The 20,225-nt window shown below is 66.1% G+C and carries 19 protein-coding genes and 1 tRNA gene; 12 read left to right on the top strand and 8 right to left on the bottom strand.

Annotated elements, in window-relative coordinates; translation table 11 throughout:
• Nucleotides 1-4: 4 nt before the first annotated feature.
• The gene (locus ABEJ63_RS08870; RefSeq protein ID WP_375796004.1) at nucleotides 5-832 is read right to left on the bottom strand and encodes a succinylglutamate desuccinylase/aspartoacylase family protein; all 828 of its coding nucleotides are present in this window, start codon (nucleotides 830-832) and stop codon (nucleotides 5-7) included.
• 121 nt (nucleotides 833-953) lie between these two features.
• Here ABEJ63_RS08870 and ABEJ63_RS08865 point away from each other — a divergent pair, with 121 nt between their 5' ends.
• From ABEJ63_RS08865 to ABEJ63_RS08845, 5 genes are all read left to right on the top strand, one after another.
• Nucleotides 954-3,089, top strand: a complete 2,136-nt coding sequence (locus ABEJ63_RS08865) for an OB-fold nucleic acid binding domain-containing protein (RefSeq protein WP_375796003.1) — start codon at nucleotides 954-956, stop codon at nucleotides 3,087-3,089.
• A gap of 12 nt (nucleotides 3,090-3,101) precedes the next feature.
• A complete protein-coding gene (locus ABEJ63_RS08860) occupies nucleotides 3,102-4,787 on the top strand; it encodes a tRNA uridine(34) 5-carboxymethylaminomethyl modification radical SAM/GNAT enzyme Elp3 (protein WP_375796002.1) in 1,686 nt (561 codons plus the stop codon).
• Between the two features lie 182 nt (nucleotides 4,788-4,969).
• Nucleotides 4,970-5,389 carry an IS200/IS605 family transposase gene (gene tnpA, locus ABEJ63_RS08855; protein WP_375796001.1) on the top strand — a complete coding sequence of 140 codons (420 nt, stop codon included), beginning with the start codon at nucleotides 4,970-4,972 and terminating at the stop codon, nucleotides 5,387-5,389.
• Nucleotides 5,389-6,537, top strand: a complete 1,149-nt coding sequence (locus ABEJ63_RS08850) for an RNA-guided endonuclease InsQ/TnpB family protein (protein WP_375796000.1) — start codon at nucleotides 5,389-5,391, stop codon at nucleotides 6,535-6,537. The genes tnpA and ABEJ63_RS08850 overlap by 1 nt, the downstream gene beginning before the upstream one ends.
• Before the next feature lie 40 nt (nucleotides 6,538-6,577).
• Nucleotides 6,578-7,777: a mechanosensitive ion channel family protein gene (locus tag ABEJ63_RS08845; RefSeq protein WP_375795999.1), complete on the top strand. Its 1,200-nt coding sequence runs from the start codon at nucleotides 6,578-6,580 to the stop codon at nucleotides 7,775-7,777.
• Nucleotides 7,778-7,781: 4 nt separating this feature from the next.
• On the opposite strand, the gene ABEJ63_RS08840 is transcribed toward ABEJ63_RS08845, so the two are convergent.
• Nucleotides 7,782-8,096: a DUF5785 family protein gene (locus ABEJ63_RS08840; RefSeq protein ID WP_375795998.1), complete on the bottom strand. Its 315-nt coding sequence runs from the start codon at nucleotides 8,094-8,096 to the stop codon at nucleotides 7,782-7,784.
• A gap of 88 nt (nucleotides 8,097-8,184) precedes the next feature.
• Here ABEJ63_RS08840 and ABEJ63_RS08835 point away from each other — a divergent pair, with 88 nt between their 5' ends.
• Nucleotides 8,185-8,925, top strand: coding sequence for a competence/damage-inducible protein A (locus ABEJ63_RS08835; RefSeq protein ID WP_375795997.1), 741 nt, complete (start codon nucleotides 8,185-8,187; stop codon nucleotides 8,923-8,925).
• 194 nt (nucleotides 8,926-9,119) lie between these two features.
• On the opposite strand, the gene ABEJ63_RS08830 is transcribed toward ABEJ63_RS08835, so the two are convergent.
• Nucleotides 9,120-9,203, bottom strand: a tRNA-Ser gene (locus ABEJ63_RS08830).
• 40 nt (nucleotides 9,204-9,243) lie between these two features.
• Entirely contained in the window at nucleotides 9,244-9,978 is a 735-nt protein-coding gene (locus ABEJ63_RS08825; protein WP_375795996.1) for a hypothetical protein, read from the bottom strand.
• A gap of 60 nt (nucleotides 9,979-10,038) precedes the next feature.
• Here ABEJ63_RS08825 and ABEJ63_RS08820 point away from each other — a divergent pair, with 60 nt between their 5' ends.
• Complete coding sequence (locus ABEJ63_RS08820) at nucleotides 10,039-10,251, top strand: hypothetical protein (RefSeq protein ID WP_375795995.1); 213 nt, start codon at nucleotides 10,039-10,041, stop codon at nucleotides 10,249-10,251.
• Here ABEJ63_RS08820 and aroC read toward each other — a convergent pair whose 3' ends face one another.
• Both aroC and aroA read right to left on the bottom strand, forming a co-directional pair.
• Nucleotides 10,252-11,475, bottom strand: a complete 1,224-nt coding sequence (aroC, locus tag ABEJ63_RS08815) for a chorismate synthase (RefSeq protein ID WP_375795994.1) — start codon at nucleotides 11,473-11,475, stop codon at nucleotides 10,252-10,254.
• A 301-nt stretch (nucleotides 11,476-11,776) separates the two neighbouring features.
• Nucleotides 11,777-13,057, bottom strand: a complete 1,281-nt coding sequence (gene aroA, locus ABEJ63_RS08810; protein WP_375796155.1) for a 3-phosphoshikimate 1-carboxyvinyltransferase — start codon at nucleotides 13,055-13,057, stop codon at nucleotides 11,777-11,779.
• 83 nt (nucleotides 13,058-13,140) lie between these two features.
• Here aroA and ABEJ63_RS08805 point away from each other — a divergent pair, with 83 nt between their 5' ends.
• The 5 genes from ABEJ63_RS08805 to ABEJ63_RS08785 are packed head-to-tail and all read left to right on the top strand — an operon-like array spanning nucleotide 13,141 to nucleotide 18,066.
• Nucleotides 13,141-14,313: a M24 family metallopeptidase gene (locus tag ABEJ63_RS08805; RefSeq protein WP_375795993.1), complete on the top strand. Its 1,173-nt coding sequence runs from the start codon at nucleotides 13,141-13,143 to the stop codon at nucleotides 14,311-14,313.
• Nucleotides 14,314-14,362: 49 nt separating this feature from the next.
• Nucleotides 14,363-15,085 carry a 3-hydroxyacyl-CoA dehydrogenase NAD-binding domain-containing protein gene (locus ABEJ63_RS08800; RefSeq protein WP_375795992.1) on the top strand — a complete coding sequence of 241 codons (723 nt, stop codon included), beginning with the start codon at nucleotides 14,363-14,365 and terminating at the stop codon, nucleotides 15,083-15,085.
• The gene (locus ABEJ63_RS08795; protein WP_375795991.1) at nucleotides 15,082-16,479 is read left to right on the top strand and encodes a methyltransferase domain-containing protein; all 1,398 of its coding nucleotides are present in this window, start codon (nucleotides 15,082-15,084) and stop codon (nucleotides 16,477-16,479) included. Before ABEJ63_RS08800 ends, ABEJ63_RS08795 begins: the two co-directional genes overlap by 4 nt.
• A gap of 48 nt (nucleotides 16,480-16,527) precedes the next feature.
• Complete coding sequence (gene surE, locus ABEJ63_RS08790) at nucleotides 16,528-17,319, top strand: 5'/3'-nucleotidase SurE (RefSeq protein WP_375795990.1); 792 nt, start codon at nucleotides 16,528-16,530, stop codon at nucleotides 17,317-17,319.
• A gap of 57 nt (nucleotides 17,320-17,376) precedes the next feature.
• Nucleotides 17,377-18,066 (top strand): carbonic anhydrase, encoded by a 690-nt coding sequence (locus ABEJ63_RS08785; protein WP_375795989.1) that lies wholly within the window; start codon nucleotides 17,377-17,379, stop codon nucleotides 18,064-18,066.
• Here ABEJ63_RS08785 and thiC read toward each other — a convergent pair.
• Complete coding sequence (gene thiC, locus ABEJ63_RS08780) at nucleotides 18,063-19,460, bottom strand: phosphomethylpyrimidine synthase ThiC (RefSeq protein WP_375796154.1); 1,398 nt, start codon at nucleotides 19,458-19,460, stop codon at nucleotides 18,063-18,065. The genes ABEJ63_RS08785 and thiC overlap by 4 nt on opposite strands.
• Nucleotides 19,461-19,684: 224 nt before the next feature.
• Nucleotides 19,685-20,161, bottom strand: coding sequence for a peptidylprolyl isomerase (locus tag ABEJ63_RS08775; RefSeq protein WP_375795988.1), 477 nt, complete (start codon nucleotides 20,159-20,161; stop codon nucleotides 19,685-19,687).
• Between the last annotated feature and the right edge of the window lie 64 nt (nucleotides 20,162-20,225).

Here is a 20,225-nt window from a genome sequence, read left to right as displayed (position 1 = left end):
CGGCTCAGTCGTGCTCTGGGGTCGGCTCCGGGCCGGCCTCGACTCCTTCATCGAGCCGACCGACGAGCGACCCGGAGTAACCGAACACCGACTCGTAGCCGTACGGCGACAGGAGCACAGGATAGAACGGACGGTCGGCGACGAACAACTCGTCGTCCGCCCGGGCGTAGGTATCTCCCTCGGCGACCCGCTCGAAGTTTGCAACGAATGTCTCGTACTCGGTGGCGCCGACCGGCTTTGGCAACTGCCGCTCCAGCCGGAAGACAGGAATGTCGTGACGGGGGCGGCCTCGCTGCTCGAAGACACCGACGGCCCCCAGAAACTCCACGGCCAGCGAATAGGCGTTCTCCGCAGCCCGCTCGCTTCCCTGGATGCCACACTCCACCTCGATGACGTTCTCGGTCTGGATGAGCCGCCCCTTCGAGAACTTCGCTGTCTCGACGAGCGCTTCCACAGTGAGGTGGGGAACGACGGCCTCCGCCAGCGCGTCCAGCGTGTCGACCAGCGCGAACGGTGCAGCGTACGACTGTGTCGAGTGCATCGAAAAGACGGTACAGCCGCGCAGCTCCGCCGCGAGCTCGTGGGCCAGCCGACCCTCGTGGGTGTCGGCGTCAGGGTCGCCGGGGAACGCCCGGTTGAGGTCCTCCTCGACGTAGCGGCTGTTCTGGTCGAGGGCCGCCTCGTTGGCGACGATAAGTTTCACCGGCCGGCATACCTCGGGTGCCTCAGCGACGAGCCGGTCGATGGCGCGGGCGCCACACGGCTCGTCGCCGTGGATGCTGCCGACGACGGCAATCTCCGGCTCTCCATCCCCCAACTGCTCGACGCGCATCTACCACCTGTACTGGGCCGGGCTACATGAGGCTCCCGTTCTGCCGGCGTGCTCGCTGGAGGCCCGCCGAGACGCGCCGATTCCGACAACAGTTTTACCCCGGGACCGTTGGGTGCCGGTAATGGGAAACTGCATTGTCTGCGGTACGTCCACGGACGGGCCGATATGTGACACCCACCAGCAGGATGTCGTCTTCGACTTCCGCGGGGATAGTCCTGACCAGCTTACCGAGGACCGCTTCTACCGGGGAGTCGTTGACGGGTACGCCGACTTCGGCGTCTTCATCGACCTCGCGCCGGGTGTCACCGGCCTGCTGCATCGCTCGAAAATCGACCAGCGTCTCGAATCGCTCGACTGGGACGCCGGCGACACCGTCTACGTCCAGGTGACCAACGTCCGCGACAACGGCGACATCGACCTTGGCTGGTCCATCCGCCAGTCCGACCGCGAGTTCCGCGGCACGCTCATCGAAGAGCCAGAGGGCGACCGACTGGCCGAGGAAGACGACTCGGACGATTCGGATGATGACGACGGCACCGCGACCGTAGACGATACGGCCGAGGCCGGAAGCGAGCCCGCAGAGGCGAGCGACGAGTCGAGCGGTGAGGCGGCAAGCGAGTCGGCCGAGCCGGCTGACTCCGTGTCGGCCTCCGAGGCAGGCGACGGCCGCTCGGCCGATGGCCGCGGCGCTGTGCAGGTCGAGGCCGACCCCCAGACGACCAGCGAGCCCGTCGAGACGGACGCAGAAGAGACGGACGTAGAGGAGTCGGAGGACCTCGGCTACGAGCGCACGCCGGTCGGCGATCTCCGCGACCAGGTCGGCGAAAACGTCCGACTTGAGGGAGAGGTCGTCTCTGCCCGACAGACGTCCGGGCCGACGGTGTTCGAACTGCGCGACGAGACCGGTGTGGTCGACTGTGCGGCGTTCGTCGAGGCCGGGGTTCGTGCCTACCCCGAAATCGAGACCGGCGACATCGTCCGGCTCGACGGTGAGGTGCGGGTCCGGCGCGACGAACTACAGGTTGAAACGGAGGCCCTCGTCGCGCTTGAAGACGACGAGGCTGCGACGGTCGAGGCACGGATGGCCGACGCGCTCGACGAGGAGGCTGCCCCCGACGCGTTCGAGCCACTGGCCGACGACGACCCGGTCGCCGCCGTCACCGCCGAGATTCAGGAGGTCGCCACGGCCATCCGGCGGGCGGTGCTGGAGTCCCGGCCGGTGGTCGTGCGCCACGCCGCGACGACGGACGGCTACGTCGCCGGCGCGGCTATCGAACGGGCAGTGCTGCCACTGGTCCGGGATGAGCACGCCGGCGGCGACGCCGAATACCACTACTTCGACCGTCGCCCCCTCGAGGACGGCAGCTACGGGATGACCGACGCGACCAAAGACACCAGCCGGATGCTGGACAACCGCGAGCGTCACGACGAGAAGCTCCCGCTGTTCGTCTTCGCGGCCGCTGGGTCGACGACGGACTCGCTGGACGGGCTCGAACTGCTCGACATCTACGACGCCGAGTCGGTCGTCGTCGACGGCGTTGCGACCGCCGAGCGGGTCGCGGAACTCGCGAGTGCAGTTGCCGCCGCTCCCGAACGCACCGCGGGCACGCTCGCGGCCAACGTCGCCGCCGCCGTCAACGACGATGTCCGGGATGATCTCCGGCACCTGCCGGCAATCACCTACTGGGAGGCCCCGCCCGCCGTGTACACCGACCTCGCCGAGACGGCAGGCCTCGACGAGACGGCGACGACCCGCCTCCGAGAGGCCATCGCGCTGGAGGCGTTCTACCAGAGTTACGAGGACAAACGCGAGCTCATCATCGACCTCCTGTTCGACCAGGAGGTCGGCCTCGCAGAGCAGGTGTCAGAGCAGTTCCGCGAGAAGCTGGACGCCGAGCTCCAGACGGCCGAAGCGAACATCGAGCGCCGCGAGGTCGACGGTACGCCTGTATCCGTGCTCGACATGGACGCGTACACCCACCGCTACGACTTCCCTCCGAAGGCACTGCTGCTCGACACGCTCGGGCGCCGCCACCATGACGAGACGCCCGTCGTCGTTGGCTTCGGCAAGGACGAACTGTTCGTCCGGGCGACCGGCGAGGTCGATCTTGAGGCGGTCGCCGACGATGCGGCTGCCCGGGCGCCGACGGCCGGTATCGCCGCCAGCGGCCTCCGGACGGGGAAGCTGTCGTTCCTCTCTGGCCGTCGCGAGGCAGCCGTCGACGCTGTCCTCGCTGCAACGGTCGCCCGCCTGTAGCTGTCCCCACCCGTGAGTACAGACACCGACGCAGACGCCGAGGCGGACGCCGACCCCGATACTGACACGGACGCCTTCGAGCGAGTGTGCCGTAGCCTTGCAGAGGGAATCCTCCGGGGCGACATCGGTGAGGATGATATCGAGTCGGCAAAGCTGGCGGCCTGCTCGGAGCACGGCGCCGCGTCGGTACCTAAACACGCAGACATTCTCGACCACGCCCCCGACGGTGTCCGCGAGGAACTGGAGGCGGTCCTCCAGCGGAAACCCGTCCGCACTGCCTCTGGCGTCTCGCCCGTCGCCGTGATGACCTCACCCCACAGCTGTCCACATGGGAAGTGTCTCTACTGTCCGGGCGGGCCTGCAAGCGAGTTCGACTCCGCACAGTCGTACACAGGTCACGAGCCCGCCGCAGCCCGTGGCGTCCAGAATGACTACGACCCGTATGGACAGGTGACGTTGCGGCTGAACCAGCTCCGCCAGATTGGCCACCCCGTCGACAAGGTGGAACTCATCCTGATGGGCGGGACGATGACCGCCCGGAGTCACGACTATCAAGAGTGGTTCGTGAAGCGGTGTCTGGAGGCGCTCAACGAGTTCGACCCCGACGCAGAGCCGACGCCCGCCGAAGATGAGTCGTTCGCCCAGTCGGAGTACCCGTTCCGCTATCTCGAAGACGTCATCGCCGAGAACGAGACCGCAGCCGTCCGCAACATCGGCACCACCTTCGAGACGAAGCCCGACTGGTGTGACCCCGAGCAGATCGACCGGATGTTGCGGCTCGGGGGGACAAAAGTCGAGGTTGGCGTCCAGACCACCTACGAGCGGATCAATCGCGAGATGCACCGCGGTCACGGCGTCCAGGCGAGTATCGACGCCAACCGCCGTCTTCGGGACGCCGGGTTCAAAGTGGGATTCCACATGATGCCCGGCCAGCCGGGGATGTCGAAGGAGATGTGTCTCGAAGACTTCCGGCGGATCTTCGAGCGCGAGGCATGGAAGCCCGACTACCTGAAGATCTACCCTACGCTCGTCGTCCGCGATACGCTCACGTACGATATGTGGCGCCGCGGCGAGTACGAGCCACTGGACAACGACGAGGCAGCCGAACTGGTCGCCGAGATCAAGTCGATGGTGCCCCGCTACACCCGCCTCCAGCGCGTCCAGCGGGACATCCCCGCTGACCACATCGACGCCGGCGTGTGGAAGTCGAACCTCCGCCAGCTTGCGTGGGATGTGATGGACGAGCACGGCTGGGAGTGCGAGTGCATCCGGTGTCGCGAAGCTGGGATGAACGACGAGGACCCCACGGATCTGGAGTTGCGCGTGGACACCTACCAGGCGGCTGGTGGCACGGAACACTTCATTTCTGTCGAGGACTTCGAGCGGGACCTGCTCGTGGGGTTCTGCCGGCTCCGGTTCCCAAACGACCCGGTGCGGCGCGAACTCGACGATGCGGCCGTCGTCCGCGAACTCCACGTCTACGGGAGCGAAGTGGGTGTCGGCGAGGCCGGCGAACGGACGGCCGATGGCCATCAGCATCGCGGCTGGGGGCGACGACTCCTGGGTGAGGCCGAACAGATCGCCCGGGACGCGGGCTACGGGAAGCTCGCAGTCATCTCCGGCATCGGCGTCCGTCAGTACTACCGCGAGAAGCTCGGGTACTACCAGGATGGCCCGTACGTGAGCACGCGGCTCTGAGAGGGGGCGAATTTAACTCTTACAGGCTAAGTCCCCGTCCTCACCGAGCAACGCAGTAAGCGGAGCAAACGAGTAGCGCAGTAGGGCGGGGATACAGCCGTACGCTATTCCGATATAACAACAGAAACACAACACCGCACAATATTTTTGCTTTTGATTACCCCAAAACGGAGACGAACCCAATGGAATACGACCTCGACACGGAAGCGCACTCCGTATACTCCCTACACTATCACCCCGTTCTCGTCGTGAAATACCGACGAAACGTGTTCACAACGGAGCGAACGGAGTTCCTCCACGAGGTCGCCAACGGGTTTGCACACAACTACGGCGTCGAAATCAAAAACCTCGAAGCCGACGAAGACCACGTACATATCGTTTTCAAGGCAGAACCCACGACAGACCTTGCCAAGTTCGTCAACGTCCTCAAAGGAGCGTCAGCACGACGCATCCGCAACGAGTACGAAGACGAACTTGACGACAAGCTGTGGGGCGACCAGTTCTGGTCGGACTCGTACTGTCTCATCAGTACGGGACAGGTCTCGCTGGATGTACTGAAAGAATACGTCGAGACCCAACGCTCGGCAGGTGATGCCGATTGATGCAGGAAGCAGAGAAGACTATCGTCGCCAAACTACGCACCGACGAGCTAACGCAGACGAAGCGAGAGGCACTCGACTGCGAGTTCAACAAGTTCCAGGCCTATATTCGAGGGGAGGACGACGCCGATTTGTACTCGGCCACCAAGCAAGCTGCTGATGCGTACATCGACACGGAGAACTTGCGGGACGACCACGAGTACCCGTGGTTCATACGCAACGATGTGTTCGATGTCGAGCAGCACGACACCGAGTTAGCGGACTGGTGGATGAACATCCCAGTCTCGCAAGTGTACGGCGGAATCAACGTTCCAATCAACCCACACGAGTCGATTCCTGATGATGCCGAGGTAAAAGACTCCAAAATCGTCAAGCAAGACGACGACTACTACGCTCACCTCTCAATAACGCAGAACGTCGAGTTACAGGACGAGTACGATGGTGTTCTCGCCGTGGATTTAGGCTCTCGATGGGTAGCAACGTCGGTGGCGTTGCCCTCTCGGGAGACCACGTTCTACGGTGAGGAGATTCGGCAACTCCGCCGACACCATCAGGAACTTCGCACTCGACTCCAAGAGAAGGGAGCGTACGAGACATTCGTGTCTGCGAAGGATAGCGAGCGGCGTGCGGTTGACGACCGACTTCACAAGATTAGCCGACAGATTGTCGAAGACGCCAAGGACCGGAATGCTCTCATCGTCATCGGGAATCTCGAAGGTATCCAGAATCAGGACAAGGGGTCGGAGATGAACCGTCGCTTGCATTCGATGCCACACTACACGCTGACACAGTACATCACGTACAAGGCACGATTCGCTGGTATTGGCGTAAACGTGGTGAACGAGTCCAATACCAGCCAGACGTGCTGGCGGTGTGGTGAAAAGGAGAATACGGAGCGAGTGGGTCAAGGTCGGCATCTCTGTGACGAGTGCGGGTTGGATGATAACGCTGACAAGAACGGTGCGACGAACATCGGAAAGAAAGGACTGGGTAAGGACATTCAGAGCCCGCTATCCAGTCTCGGGGGCGTGTATGAACCGTCCCTCAAACTGGGCGACAATGACGAGACCGCTGCACAAGTTCGTGTACGTCTCGGAGCCGACTCAGAAACCTCACCCTCAACGAGCGAGTCCGCAGGACGAGCGAAGTAGGGTGGGGTAGTTCATTACCTCCGTCCGCTGAGTCATGCCCATGGTCGCCGGCATCGAGTGGCCCGTGCGCGTCCTCGAGCGGGTTGCCACAGGGGCAGCGAGCACGGAGACGCGCGTCGCCGTCACGCTCGCGGTCGTCGTGGGGGTGGTGTTCGCGGCCCTTGTGTTCACGCCATATGTGACCGAAGCTGCCGTGAGCATCGTCCACCGGTGGCTCCAGCGCCGCGGTGCCGTCGAGTCGTTGGCAGATGCCGAGACAGATGTCCCCTGGGAACTGCTCGTCCGGGGGCTGGTGCGTGGGCTGCAGGCGGCGCTGCTGTTCGCCGGGGTGCTGGCAGCGCTCGTCGTGTGGGGGGAATTCGGACTGGCGACGGCGCTCGGACTGGCGGTGGCGACGGCCGCCCCCGTCGGCCTCCAGGTCATCGCGACAGTCGTCCTTGGGTTACTCGCGTACGCCTTGACGGACCTGCTGGAGACGTGGCTCACGGAGTACGCCGAGACGTCCGACTACCTCAACCAGCACCAGGAGGGGATCGTCTTCCGCGTCCTCCAATTGAGCATCATCATCGCCACCGTCCTCGGGACGCTGTTTATCTGGCAGGTGAACCCGACCGGTCTGCTCGTCGGTGCTGGCTTCCTAGGTATCGTCGTCGGGATGGCCGCCCGGCAGACACTCGGCTCTGTCATCGCGGGGTTCGTGCTGATGTTCTCTCGGCCGATGGAGTTGAGCGACTGGGTCGAGATCGACGGCCACGAGGGAATCGTCACGGACATCACCATCGTCAACACACGACTGCGGAATTTCGACGGCGAGACCGTCGTCATCCCCAACGACCGGGTGAGCAACTCGACGGTCATCAACCGCAGCCAGCAAGGCCAGCTCCGTGTCCGGGTCGACGTCGACATCGACTACGACGCGGACGTGGAGCGGGCCCGCGAGGCCGTGGCCAGCGTCTCCGAGGTGGCCAAGAATCCGAAGCCACAGGTCGTCCCGACGGGATTCGGTGGCTCGGCGGTCGATCTCCAGGTGCGGTTTTGGATTCCGCGACCGAACGTCGCCTACCAGGTACGGGCACGCTCGGCGGTCGTCTGGGAGGTGAAGGCCGCGTTCGACCGTGCCGATATCAAGATTCCCTATCCCCAGCGGGAGCTATCTGGGCGTGCAGAGACTGGCGGCTTCCAGGTGGCGGAGCCGACAGAGGAGGCCGAAACCCGCCCCAATCCGGGAACGGACGACTGAGCCGTCAGGCGGAGCGCTCTTCGCCGACCTGCGGGTTGTACTGCCAGTAGGGAGACGCGCGGAGCCCGTCGCCGACCGCGCGGTGGAACGCGAGAATATCCTCGAATTCCTCGTCGTCGACGTACTCGAACACATCCGCAACAGAGACGACCGTCTCGTGGTCCATCCGCACGGGATGGTCGCCGTACTCCTCGACGAATGCCGCCTTCTCTAAGGGGAACGACTCCTCCTCGTCGACCTTCTTGACGATGACTGCATGTCCGTACTTGCGCATCCCCTCGCTGCCCTCCTCGCCGTCGGGGTCGTGCGGCCAGTCCATACCCAGCGTCGGGCCAGCGCGCGCATAAGCGTTCACGTTTCCGGCGGCCGACCAGACCGGTTTTGAGGCCGCCGCCGCTCGGACACGTATGGACGTGGCATTGCTGACCGTCGGCGACGAGGTGCTGGCGGGCGACACGGTGAACACGAATGCAGCCTGGCTGGCCGAACAGGTGACAGACCGCGGCGCGACTGTCCGGCGGATTCTCACCGTCCCCGACGATCACGAGATCATCGCCGACCGGGTGGCGGCCTACGCCGCCCGCTACGATGCGGTAATCGTTACTGGCGGGCTCGGCGGGACGCCCGACGACGTGACGATGGCCGCCGTCGCCGACGGCCTCGACCGGGCGTTCGTCGTCTACGACGAGATACGTGATGGATTGGAGGCGAAGGCCGAACAATTCCGCACGGAGAACCCCGACCTCGCCGACGAGTACGAGTTCGACCTCGACTTCATCGCTGCCGCTCGCCTCCCCGACGGCGCTCGCCCACTCGTCACCGACGCCGGGTGGGCCGCCGGCTGTGTCGTCGACGGCGTCTACGTCCTCCCGGGAGTGCCAGACGAGATGCAGGCGATGTTCCGGCTTGTCGCCGACGAATTCGACGGTGAGGTCGTCTCGGAGACGCTGTACACGCCGACTCCCGAGGGAGCGATGGGTGAGACACTCGTGGCCGTCCGCGAGCGGTTCGACGTTGAGGTGGGTAGTTACCCGGCAGACCCAGAGACACCGAATCGGCTGAAGGTGACCGGCACCGATTCGACGGCCGTCCAGCAGGCGGCCGCATGGCTCCGCGACACGATCGAGACCGTCGACCCCCCGGACTGACCCACTCCCTGCCTTACCGAGGGTGAGCCTTCGCCTCGCTACCACTGTAACCTCCCCGACCCGACTTCCCTCGACAGCAATGCCCCCGCTCGCTCAGTGAGGGTGCGGTGAGGGATCCACCACTAATTGGGTGACTTGTTGGACTGCTCGGAGACAAGCCTCCGGTGACGCTGTGTGAGGATTTTGGAAACGAACGGTGGGACTGGGATTCGAACCCAGGAACCCGGACGGGTACCGGTTTTCAAGACCGGCGCAATCGGCCACTCTGCCATCCCACCGCGACCATCGGTAGCCGGGGGCGCCGTTTTCCTCTTTCGGTCACCGCGCGAGCCGCGACCCGTCTGCTGTCTGCTCGACGACGAGCCCGAACGCCTCCAGTTGGTCGGCGGTGGCCGTCGGGACGATACGGTTGGCCCGCTGGCGCGTCCGGACGGCCACAAGCGCGTTTGCGAGGTCCGTCGCAGTCTTGACGACCGGCCGGTAGGGAAGATAGTCGACTTCGAGGCCCGCATCCAGCGCCCGGTTGGTCAGCGTCTGGACGGCCGGAGTGCTGAAGGCAGCTTCGAAGTCGATTGGCTCGCGGAACCCCGCGTAGTAGACCCGGCCGTCGACGGTTTGTCCGAGAACGACCTCGCTGCGCCGGAGCTTCATCGCCGCCTCGTCGACCTGCTGGCGGGTGAGAAACGCCGCCGCGGGCGTCGTGACGGCAGCCGACTGCACGTCTTCCGACTCGAGCAGATGAGTGACGGTATTCCCCGCCCGCCCGGCGAATGTCTCGCCGACCTGCACCTCGAAGCGGGCGTCGTCGGCGACCGGTGCGACCATCTCGCGTACCTCTGCTTCGGCGTCTCCACCCGACCCGGGAAGCGCATCGTCGGGTCGATAGTTGACGAGCAGGTCACCGCCGCTGTCGACGGCGGCCCGGCACACGTCCTGGGCCGCAGCGGCGTACAGGGCGGCACACTCGTCGTCTGCGAGCGGTGACGACGCAACCAGCTCCGGAAAGACGAGACCGGGACGAGGCGGGTCGACGAGCACGGCGATGGTGGTCACACGCGAGGAGAGACGCGGCGTGGTCTTGAGCTTTTTATCTCGGGCCCTGGAACTGCCGACATGGACACAGCCAAGCCGCTGGTTGGGCTGCTCGGTGCCGGTGTCGTCGTATTTCTTGTCGGCGCGCTCGTCTCACTGGTCGCCACGACACTGCTCGGGCCGTACGGGACCGTTGCAGGCGCCGTCGTGCTGCTCGTCGTCGGGTCACTGGTGGTCGCCATCGGCGTGGGCGCCCGTGGCAGCGCGTGGCTCGACAATCCCGGCTACTGGTGATTACTCGTCGAGCGTTTCTGCACTCGTCTCAGCGTCATCGGGGTCCTCGCGGGGCGAGGTGGGGTGGTAGTCGGTGTCGTATTCCCCGGGCTGGTCGTCCAGCCGATCAGGATTGATCCGACCTCCCAGGAGCATAAAGTCCAGTACCGTACAGTACAGCATCGCCTCGACGACGGGGACCGCACGGGGCGGCAGCGACGGGTCGTGGCGCCCGACGACCTGGGCCTCCTTGCGCTCGCCCGTCTCCCAGTCGACCGTCTGCTGTGTCTTGGGGATAGACGTGGGAGCATGCCAGGTCACCTCGCCGTAGATGGGTTCGCCCGTCGTGATACCGCCCTGGAGGCCGCCGTGGTCGTTGCCGACAGGCACGGGGTCGCCGGCCTCGCTGACGACGTCCTCGCGCGTGCCGTCGTCGAACTCCCAGTCCTCGTTGCGGTCGATCCCTCGGACCGCGGCCGCCTCCCGTCCGAGCCCGTACTCGACGGCCGTCGTCGCGGGAATCGAAAACATCGCCTGCCCCAGTCGGGCCGGGAAGGAATCGAAGCGTGGGGCACCCAGTCCGCGGGGCACCCCGCGAGCCTCGAAGTAAACGGCGCCGCCGATGGAGTCGCCCTCCTGCTGGTACTCGTCGATCGCCTCGCGCATCCGGTCTGCTGTCTCGGGATGGGCACACCGCACCTCGTTCTCCTCGCTTTGCTCGAGGAGTTCCTCGAAGCTCACCGGCGGCGCCTCGATGTCGCCGATCCGGTTGACATGGGCCTTGATGCGGACGTCGTGATCGGACTGGTCGAGGACGGCCTTCGCAACGGCGCCGGCAGCAACCCAGTTGACCGTCTCCCGGGCCGACGAGCGACCGCCACCGCCCCAGTTGCGCGTCCCGAACTTCGCCGAATAGGTGTAATCGCCGTGCGACGGCCGAGGCGCGGTGACGAACGGCTCATATTTCCCCGAACGGGCGTCCTTGTTCTGGATGACCATCCCGATTGGCGTGCCTGTTGTGTACCCCTCCAACGTTCCCGAATTGATTGTCACCTCGTCGGGTTCGCCCCGCGAGGTGGTGATCATCGACTGGCCGGGCTTGCGGCGGTCGAGTTCTCGCTGGATGGTCGCCTCATCGAGCTCGACGCCGGCCGGACACCCGGAGACGGTGACCCCCATCGCGTCCCCGTGGCTCTCCCCGTAGGTCGTGAACTGGAAGAGCCGCCCAAAGCGGTTGCCGTTCATTTACACGTGGTCGGGCGCGTGGCCATTTGAAGGTTACAATCGGGGCGAGGATTCACACCAGATGGCGCGGTTGGTCGTCTCGTGGCCTGCCCCACTCTTGAACGGTTGTGGCCAGACGTACGTGCCGCTGCCAGACTACGAGTCGCCAGGCGGCACTGCGCCGCGATGTGTTTGACATCCTCCCACCCCTGAAGGGGTTGGCTTCCGCTCGCTACGTGTCATGTCGGCGCAGAAAATAACACAGAGCGAGCGGACGCTCCCTCCCGCCTGAAGGGCGGAGGATGTGGGGGCTCTCGGCTCGCTACGCGAGCTCGGCGCCCAGCCCCCGCAGCGTGTCGAAGAAGCCGGGGAACGAGACGTCGACGTGGTCGGCACCCTCCACGGTCACCGGGTCGTCCGCGACAAGTCCCGCTACCGCCAGCGACATGATGATACGGTGGTCGGCGTGGCCGGATACCGTACCGCCGGTCAGCGTCGACTCGCCACCGTGAACGACCAGCGTGTCCGGCTCCTCCTCGACGACCGCCCCCAGTGTCGTCAGTTCCTCGGCCATCGCGGCGACACGATCTGTCTCCTTGTACCGGACGTGCTCGCAGTTCGTGATTCGGGTCGTCCCGTCGGCGGCCGCCCCGAGGACGGCGATGGTTGGCAGAAGGTCTGGTGTGTCAGCCACGCCCACCTCGATGCCAGATAGGGCCGACTGCTCGGCGCGTATCTCGCCGGCTGCACGGTCCCAGGTCAGCGTCGCGCCCATCGACTCGAGGATGTCCACGATAGCAGCGTCGCCTTGTGCGCTGGGCCGGGCTCCCCGCACTGTGAGCGCGTCGTCGGCCGCCAGCGCCCCAGCCGCAAGCAGGTACGACATCGACGAGAAGTCCCCTGGGACGGCGTACTCGCCGTCGGGCGGAGCATACGTCTGGCCGCCCGCGACCCGGAACCCGGCGTCCGTCTGCTCGGCGTCGACGCCAAAGGCTGCCAGCACCTCCAGCGTGATGTCGACGTACGGCGCCGACTTCAGCGTCGTTGTCACCTCGATATCGATGCCCGCCGGGGTGACGGCACCGGCCATCAGCAGGGCGGTGATATACTGCGAAGAGACATCGCCGGGCACGGCCACTGGTCCGCCGTCGATCGCCCCGCCAACGACGAGCGGTGCCTGGCCGTTCTCTCGCGTCGAGTCAGCGCGGCCGCCCAAGCTCTCGATAGCGGTCAGCAGCGGCCCCTGCGGCCGGGAGCGAAGCGATGCGTCACCTGTCAGCACCGTCAGCCCTTCACCGAGCGCGGCTGTCGCAGTCGTCAGCCGCATCGTCGTACCAGAGTTGGCACAGTCGAGGACGTCCGCAGGCGTCGCCGGCCGTCCGTCGAACCCGTCGACGACGAAGGCGTCGTCTGTCCGGTCGACCTGCCCGCCGAACGCCTCGACGGCACGGGCCGTCGCACGGGTGTCCGCAGAGTCGAGCGGGGCACGCACCCGGGCGCCGTCGGCGTAGCCGGCTGCGAGCAGGGCGCGGTGCGTGTAACTCTTCGACGGAGGCGCCCGGGCAGTCCCGCGGACGCGCGACGGAGTGACGGTGACGTTCACATCCGCCCGGTCCGCCCCCTCACCAATCAGACTACCGGACGCGGCGGCGGTATGCATTTATTCGGGCCGCCCCGACGCGGCGTATGGACCCCGATTTCTCGCAGCTCGACACGTATCTCGCCGAGGGCGACTTTGACGGCTATCTCGTGCAGGCCGATGAGTCGGACGCCAACCAGCGGTATCTCTCCGGCTTTACCGCCCCTGACCCGTTCACGACACTGTACGACGGCGAGGTCCACCTGTTGGTCAGCCCGCTCGAATACGGGCGGGCGGTCCGCGAGGCGCGGGCGGCCACCGTCGAGCGAGGCGAGGACTACGACGCCCAGGCGAACGCCGAGGAGTACGGCGACATCGAAGGGGGCCACCGGACGCTGGCAGCATTCTGTCGCGCCTATGATGCCGAGTCGGTCGCTGTGCCCGAGTCGTTCCCGGTCGGCGTCGCGGACGGCCTCCGCGAGCAGGGCCTCGCCGTGACGGCGGACAATGAGGGTGTCATCGAGCAGATCCGCTCGGTGAAACAGCCCGAAGAGATTCAGCATATGCAGGCGGCCCAGGCGGCCAACGAGCGAGCGATGCGGACAGCCGAGGAACTGCTTGCGGCGGCCGATGTCGGCCCAGACGGGACGCTCCGGTACGACGGGGCAGCGCTGACCAGCGAGCGAGTGAAAGAAGAAATCGAGGTGTCGCTGCTGCGGGACGGCTACGCGCTCGACACGACCATCGTAGCCTGCGGTGCGGACGCCGCTGACCCTCACGACCGCGGCTCCGGGCCGTTACAGGCCGACGAGTCAATCATCGTCGATATCTTCCCCCGGTCGAAGGAGACGGGCTATTATGCCGATATGACACGCACGTTCGTGAAGGGAGAGCCGACCGAGACAATCCGCGAATGGTACAACCTGACACAGGAGGCGAAGGCGGCCGCGCTCGACGTGTTGGAGGCGGGCATCTCCGGCAGCGAGGTCCACGACGCTGTCTGTGACGTCTACGAGGCAGCCGGACTGGCCACCCTCCGGGACGACCCGGAGGCGGAGACGGGCTTCATCCACTCCACGGGCCACGGTGTCGGCCTCGATATCCACGAGTACCCCCGGGTGTCAACGACCGAGAACGAACTAGAGGGGGGGATGGTCGTCACCATCGAACCCGGGCTATACGACCCCGAGGTGGGCGGCGTCCGCATCGAAGACATCGTTGTCGTCCGGGAGGACGGCTACGAGAACTACACGGACTACCCCGAAGAGCTGGTCGTCTAGCTGGAGGCGAACCCGACTTCTTTTGCGGGCCGGCGGCCAACCCCGACCCATGCACGTACTCGTCGTCGGGAGCGGCGCGATGGGCCGGTGGCTGGCCAGTCTGCTGGCCGATGCCGGTCACACCGTCGCGCTGGCGGACGCCGAGCCGGAACGGGCGCAGGCGGCGGCGGCCGACCTGGACCTCGCGGTCGACACAGGCGGCGACTACGACCTTCTATCGTTAGCTGTGCCGATGTCCGCCGTCGACGCGGCCGCAAGCGAGCACGCCGGCCGCGCGGACGCCGTCGTCGACGTCACCGGCGAGATGCGGGACACGACTGCTGCCATCCGCGCGGCGTTTCCCGATGCCGAACGACTCTCGACTCACCCGCTGTTCGCGCCCGCGAACGCCCCCGGTACCGTCGCCGTCGTTCCCGACACGCCCGGTGAGCGGACTGACGCCGTCCTCGACGCGCTGGTCGCCGCCGGCAACACTCTCCACGAGACGACCGCCGCCGACCACGACCAGGCGATGGAGACGGTCCAGGCGAAGACCCACGCCGCGGTACTCGCGTACGCACTGGCCGCCGAGGAGGTGGCCGAACCGTTCCATACACCCGTCTCCGGCCCACTTGCGGACCTCGTGGAGACGGTGACGACCGGCGAGGCCGATGTCTACCGCGAGATACAGGCGCGGTTCGATGGCGCCGACGAGTTGGCCACGGCGGCCCGCCGCATCGCCGCCGCCGACGGCGACGCGTTCGCGGCACTGTTCGAGGAGGCCCGCCAGTGAACGAGACACAGCGGCAGGCTGTCCTCGACAATGCCCGCTATCTCCGGGGCGTCCGGCCGGTCGATCCCGAGGAAATCTGGGAGTACGTCGAGGGCCGCCCCCATCCGGCGGTCGTCAGACAGGTGCTCCGCGAGTCGGCCGTCGAGTTGGGCCTCCGAGAGCGCGACGACGGCCAGTTCGTCCCCGTCGCGGACGAACCTGCAGACGTGGCGTTCGACGGTGTCGAGCAGTTCCCCGAGACGTATGGACGCGAGCTGGAGGCACTCCTCGTCGACGAATACGGTCCGGACTGGCCCGAGGGTGAGTCGGGTGACCGACTCCGGGCGGCGATCCGTGAACTGAAGGCCGATTACTTCGCCGGGAGCGATGTTGAGTACGACCGCGAGACGGCGCTCGGCTACGCACTGTACCATCTTCCGGATAACTACGCCGTCACCCAGTATGTGCTCGCGCGACTCGCACGCCGGAACCTGCTTCCCCGCCGGTTGCGCGTCCTGGAGGTGGGCGCCGGCGTGGGCGGACCGATGCTCGGCGTCCATGACCTGCTGCCCGACACGACAGTCGTGGACTACCACGCCGTCGAGCCGTCGGCTGCCGCCGACATCTTCACTGCGCTGGCCGAGATGACCCGCACGGGGTTCCGGCCGACGCTCCACCGCGAAACCGCCCAGGCGCACGACCCAGCCGGCGAGTTCGACATCGTGCTGTTCGCGAACGTGCTCTCGGAACTTGCCGACCCGGTCGCTGTTGCCGACCGATATATGGATGCCGTCGCGGCTGATGGGTCACTGGTTGCCGTGGCGCCGGCCGACCGCGAGGCGGCCATCGGTCTCCGAGAGACGGAACGGCGCCTCGAGGCGCGGGGCTACGGCGTCTGGGGGCCCCAGGTCCGGCTCTGGCCGGATGCGCGCCCATCGGACCGCGGGTGGACGTTCGATGTGCAGCCAGATCTGATGGTACCCGAGTTCCAGCGAGTGCTCGACGAGGCAGCCGGTGATGAAGGCGAGTTCCGCAACGTCGACGTTCAGTACGCCTTCGGCGTGCTTCGCCACGACGACCGCGCGATGCTGTCGGTCGACCCCTCGCCAGACCGATTCGCGCGGCTGGCCGACAGCGAGCACCACGTCTCCAAGCGGGTGGACCTGTTGGCGGTGAAGCTGTCGGCGAATCTCGCCGACGAGGGGAACCCGCTGTTCAAGGTGAGCGACGGCTCCGAGTCGGTCGACCACTACGCCGTCCTCACACGGCCGTCACCGTTGAACGCCGACCTCCAGAGGGCCGACTACGGCGACCTCCTCGTGTTCGAGAACGTCCTCGTGCTGTGGAATGACGATGAGGAGTCGTACAATCTCGTCGTCGACGAGGAGACGCTCATCGACCGGGCGGCCGCTTGAGTCGGCGAGGGGACGTAGCCTTATCCGCCGGCCGGCCCTGACGCCGATATGGATGTTCTGCTCACGAATGACGACGGCATCGACGCCGAGGGGTTGGGGGTACTCTACGACGCGCTGGCGGCTGTCGACGGCCTCGACGTGACGGCCGTCGCCCCCGCAGACGACCAGTCGGCGGTCGGCCGGGCGGTGAGCCACGAGGTCGACCTCGTGGAGCACGAACTCGGCTACGCCGTCGAGGGGACGCCTGCCGATTGTATCGTTGCGGCTGTGGGCGCACTCGACACGTCGCCGGATCTGGTCGTCTCCGGCTGTAACCGTGGTGCGAACCTCGGTGAGTACGTGCTCGGCCGCTCGGGGACCGTCTCGGCGGCTGTCGAGGCAGCGTTCTTCGATATCCCTGCGATTGCTGTCTCGCTGTACGTGCCCGCCGCGGAGGACCTCGACTTCGCCGAGTTCGAGCCGGATGGCGGCGCCTACGCAGAGGCGGCCCGCGCAACCCGCTATCTCGCTGACCACGCCGTCGGCGCGGGGGTCTTCGAGCGGGCTGACTATCTCAACGTCAACTGTCCGGTCCCCGGCGACGAGCCCGCTCCGATGGTCGTCACCCGGCCCAGCCACGTCTACGATATGGGGGCGGAACGGGACGGCGACACCGTCCACATCGTCGACCGCATCTGGGAGCGGATGGCCGCCGGCGACGTCCCCGATCCGGAAGGGACCGACCGCCGGGCCGTGATGGAGGGTGCCATCTCCGTCTCGCCGCTGACGGCCCCCCACACGACCGAGCGGCATGACGCGCTGGACGGGTTAACCGCCGGGTACGACGACGCCGCCCGGTGAGCACGCATCATTTGCCGCTGGTTGAGCATCCTTCAGCACGGTCTGGGTACCCTCGATATGGTTACTGACACTGTCGTCGACCTTCTCGCCGGCAACGAGATTCACGCCGGCGAGTTCGCTGACCGGTTCGACGACCTGCAGGCCGGCCAGCAGCCGGAGGCGGTCACTATCTCCTGCTCGGACTCGCGGGTGCTCCACGATCGAATGTGGGACAACGACACCCCCGGCCGCCTGTTCACCTGCGGCAATATCGGCAACCGGGTCGTCCAGCAGACGGCGACAGGTGAGACCGTCTCTGGAGACGTCCTCTATCCGCTCGAACACACAGGCACAGAGACAGCAATCATCGTCGGGCACACTGGCTGTGGCGCCGTCACCGCCACGTACGACGCACTCACCGCCGAGACAGATGTCGCGCAGCCGCCCGGGATCGAGCACTGTATCAACCTGTTGCGGCCTCACCTCGCCCCCGGTGTCGACCAGCTGCCGAGTGACCTCGACCGGGCAGCGGCCATCAACCATCTCGTCGAGTACAATGTCGACCAGCAGGTGCGGGCGCTGGTGACAGCCGAGGAGGTGGCCGACGACGTGACCGTCGTCGGAGCGGTGTACGATTTTCAGGATATCTACGGCGGTCGACGCGGCGAGGTCCACATCATTAACGTGGGCGGTGAGCGAGACCCCTCGAGTCTCCGGAACGCACACCCGGAGATCGTCGATCGTATCACGCGGCTGTGGCCCTACTAATCGTCGGCGTGTGACTCCTCAGGCGTGAACGTGACGCCGGCAATCTCCACCTCGTCGGGCACATCAGCTGTGTCGTGGGTGCCCACCGGCGGGCGGTTCACCTCGGCAGCCGGTGACGCCGTGAGGTCCGTCTGGTCGTCGAGTTCGGCCATCTCGCCGTCACCGTCGCGGGCATCCTGGTCGATGCGCATCGAGCAAAACTCTACGCCACACATCGAACAGAAGCGCGCCTCCTTGTAGTTGTCACCCGGCAGTGTCTGGTCGTGATACGCGCGGGCTCGCTCGGGGTCCAACGCGAGTTCGAACTGCCGGCGCCAGTCGAATTCGTAACGAGCCTCCGAGAGTGCGTCATCCCAGTCGCGAGCGCCCGGGCGCCCGGTTGCGACGTCGGCCGCGTGAGCAGCGATGCGGTAGGCCGCCAGCCCGTCGCGGACGTCCGCTTGCTCGGGCAGACCGAGATGCTCCTTTGGCGTCACATAACAGAGCATCGCGGCGCCGGCTCGGGCAGCCTCCGTCGCGCCGATAGCGCTGGTGATGTGGTCGTAGCCCGGCGCCACGTCTGTCACCAGCGGCCCGAGGACGTAGAACGGTGCGCCGTCGCAGAGTGTCTGCTGGCGGTCGACGTTTTCGGCAATCTGGTCCATCGGGACGTGGCCCGGTCCCTCGACCATCACCTGCACGTCGTGGTCCCAGGCGATACGGGTGAGTTCGCCCAGCGTCTCCAGCTCGGCGAACTGAGCCTCGTCGCCGGCGTCGGCCAGACAGCCTGGCCGGAGGCCGTCCCCCAGCGAGAAGGTGACATCGTGCTCGGCGAATATCTCGCAGATGTCCTCGAAGGCACTGTACAACGGATTCTGGGCGGCGTGCTCTTCCATCCAGCCGGCGAGCAGAGAGCCGCCTCGTGAGACGATGCCCGTCTTGCGGCCGTCCGTCAGCGGCAGATGTTCGAGGAGGATGCCCGCGTGAATCGTCATGTAGTCGACGCCCTGCTGGGCCTGTTTTTCGATGACGTCCAGCAGCAACTCCTGCGTGAGGTCGGCCGGCTCGGCGACGTGCTTGATTGCCTCGTAGATGGGGACTGTCCCGACAGGCACCGGCGAGTGGGCGAGATTGGCCTCGCGAATCGTGTCCAGGTTCTCACCCGTCGAGAGATCCATTACGGTGTCTGCGCCGTAGTGGACGGCTGTGTGTAGTTTCTCGAGTTCGCCCTCGAGGTCGCTTGTTGTCTCGCTCGTGCCGATGTTCGCGTTCACCTTCGTCGCGAACTCCCGGCCGATGATCATTGGGTCCAGTGTGTCGTGGGCGTGATTGTTTGGGATGACGGCCTGGCCCGACGCGACCTGCTCGCGGACAAATTCGGGGTCCCGGTGTTCTCGCTCGGCGACCCGCTTCATCGCAGGGGTGACCTCACCGGCTCGGGCACGCTGGAGCTGTGTCTCCGGCATATCACTAACTAATACCACTGCATAATATATCCTGCGGCCCGCCTCTCTCCGGATACACACGGCGAGGACCTCGAGCCGCGACGCTGTGGTGGTTTGCAGGCGTTTCGTCGGGCAGAAGCACGCGTGACATCTCCCCCCTCAACGGGCTGCGGTGGGCGCCCGCGCACCACGTCTCAGTTGATGTCGAGTACCTCAAGCTCGACGTGGAGTGTCTTTCCAGCGAGTTCGTGGTTGAAGTCGACCTCGACGGCCTCGTCCGTGATGGCCGTCACATCGCCGTGGAGCCCATTCTGCGCCTCGACGTGGGCGCCAATCTCCGGTGGGCGACCAACCATCTCCTCGAACTCGGTGGGCGTGTATGTCCGCACGCGATCCGGATCGTAGGCGCCGTAGGCCGCCTCTGGTGGAACGGTGACCGTCGTCTCCGTTCCCACCTCGAGGCCGATGACCGCCGTCTCGAGCCCCGGTATCACCTCGTCGTGTCCGACCCGGAAGGTGAGAGGTGTCGCCTCTGAGGCCGCCTCCGAGGCCGCCAGTCCGTGAGCTGCCGCGACGGCCGGGTCAGACGTAGCGAACACGGTACCATCCTCGAACCGACCGGTGTACGCAAGCTGTACTCTGTCGCCGTCTGCGACTGTGGGCTCGCTCATCGCCGAATTTCGGTGGGCCGCGTCCTGTCCGATTCGACCGACTCGTCGGGTGGGCTGGTCGGAA

Origin of the sequence: Halosegnis sp., from assembly GCF_042216475.1 — an archaeon.
Taxonomy (GTDB): domain Archaea; phylum Halobacteriota; class Halobacteria; order Halobacteriales; family Haloarculaceae; genus Halosegnis.
The sequence above is the reverse complement of the archived record's forward strand: the minus strand, read 5'-3'. Positions and strand labels throughout refer to the sequence as shown.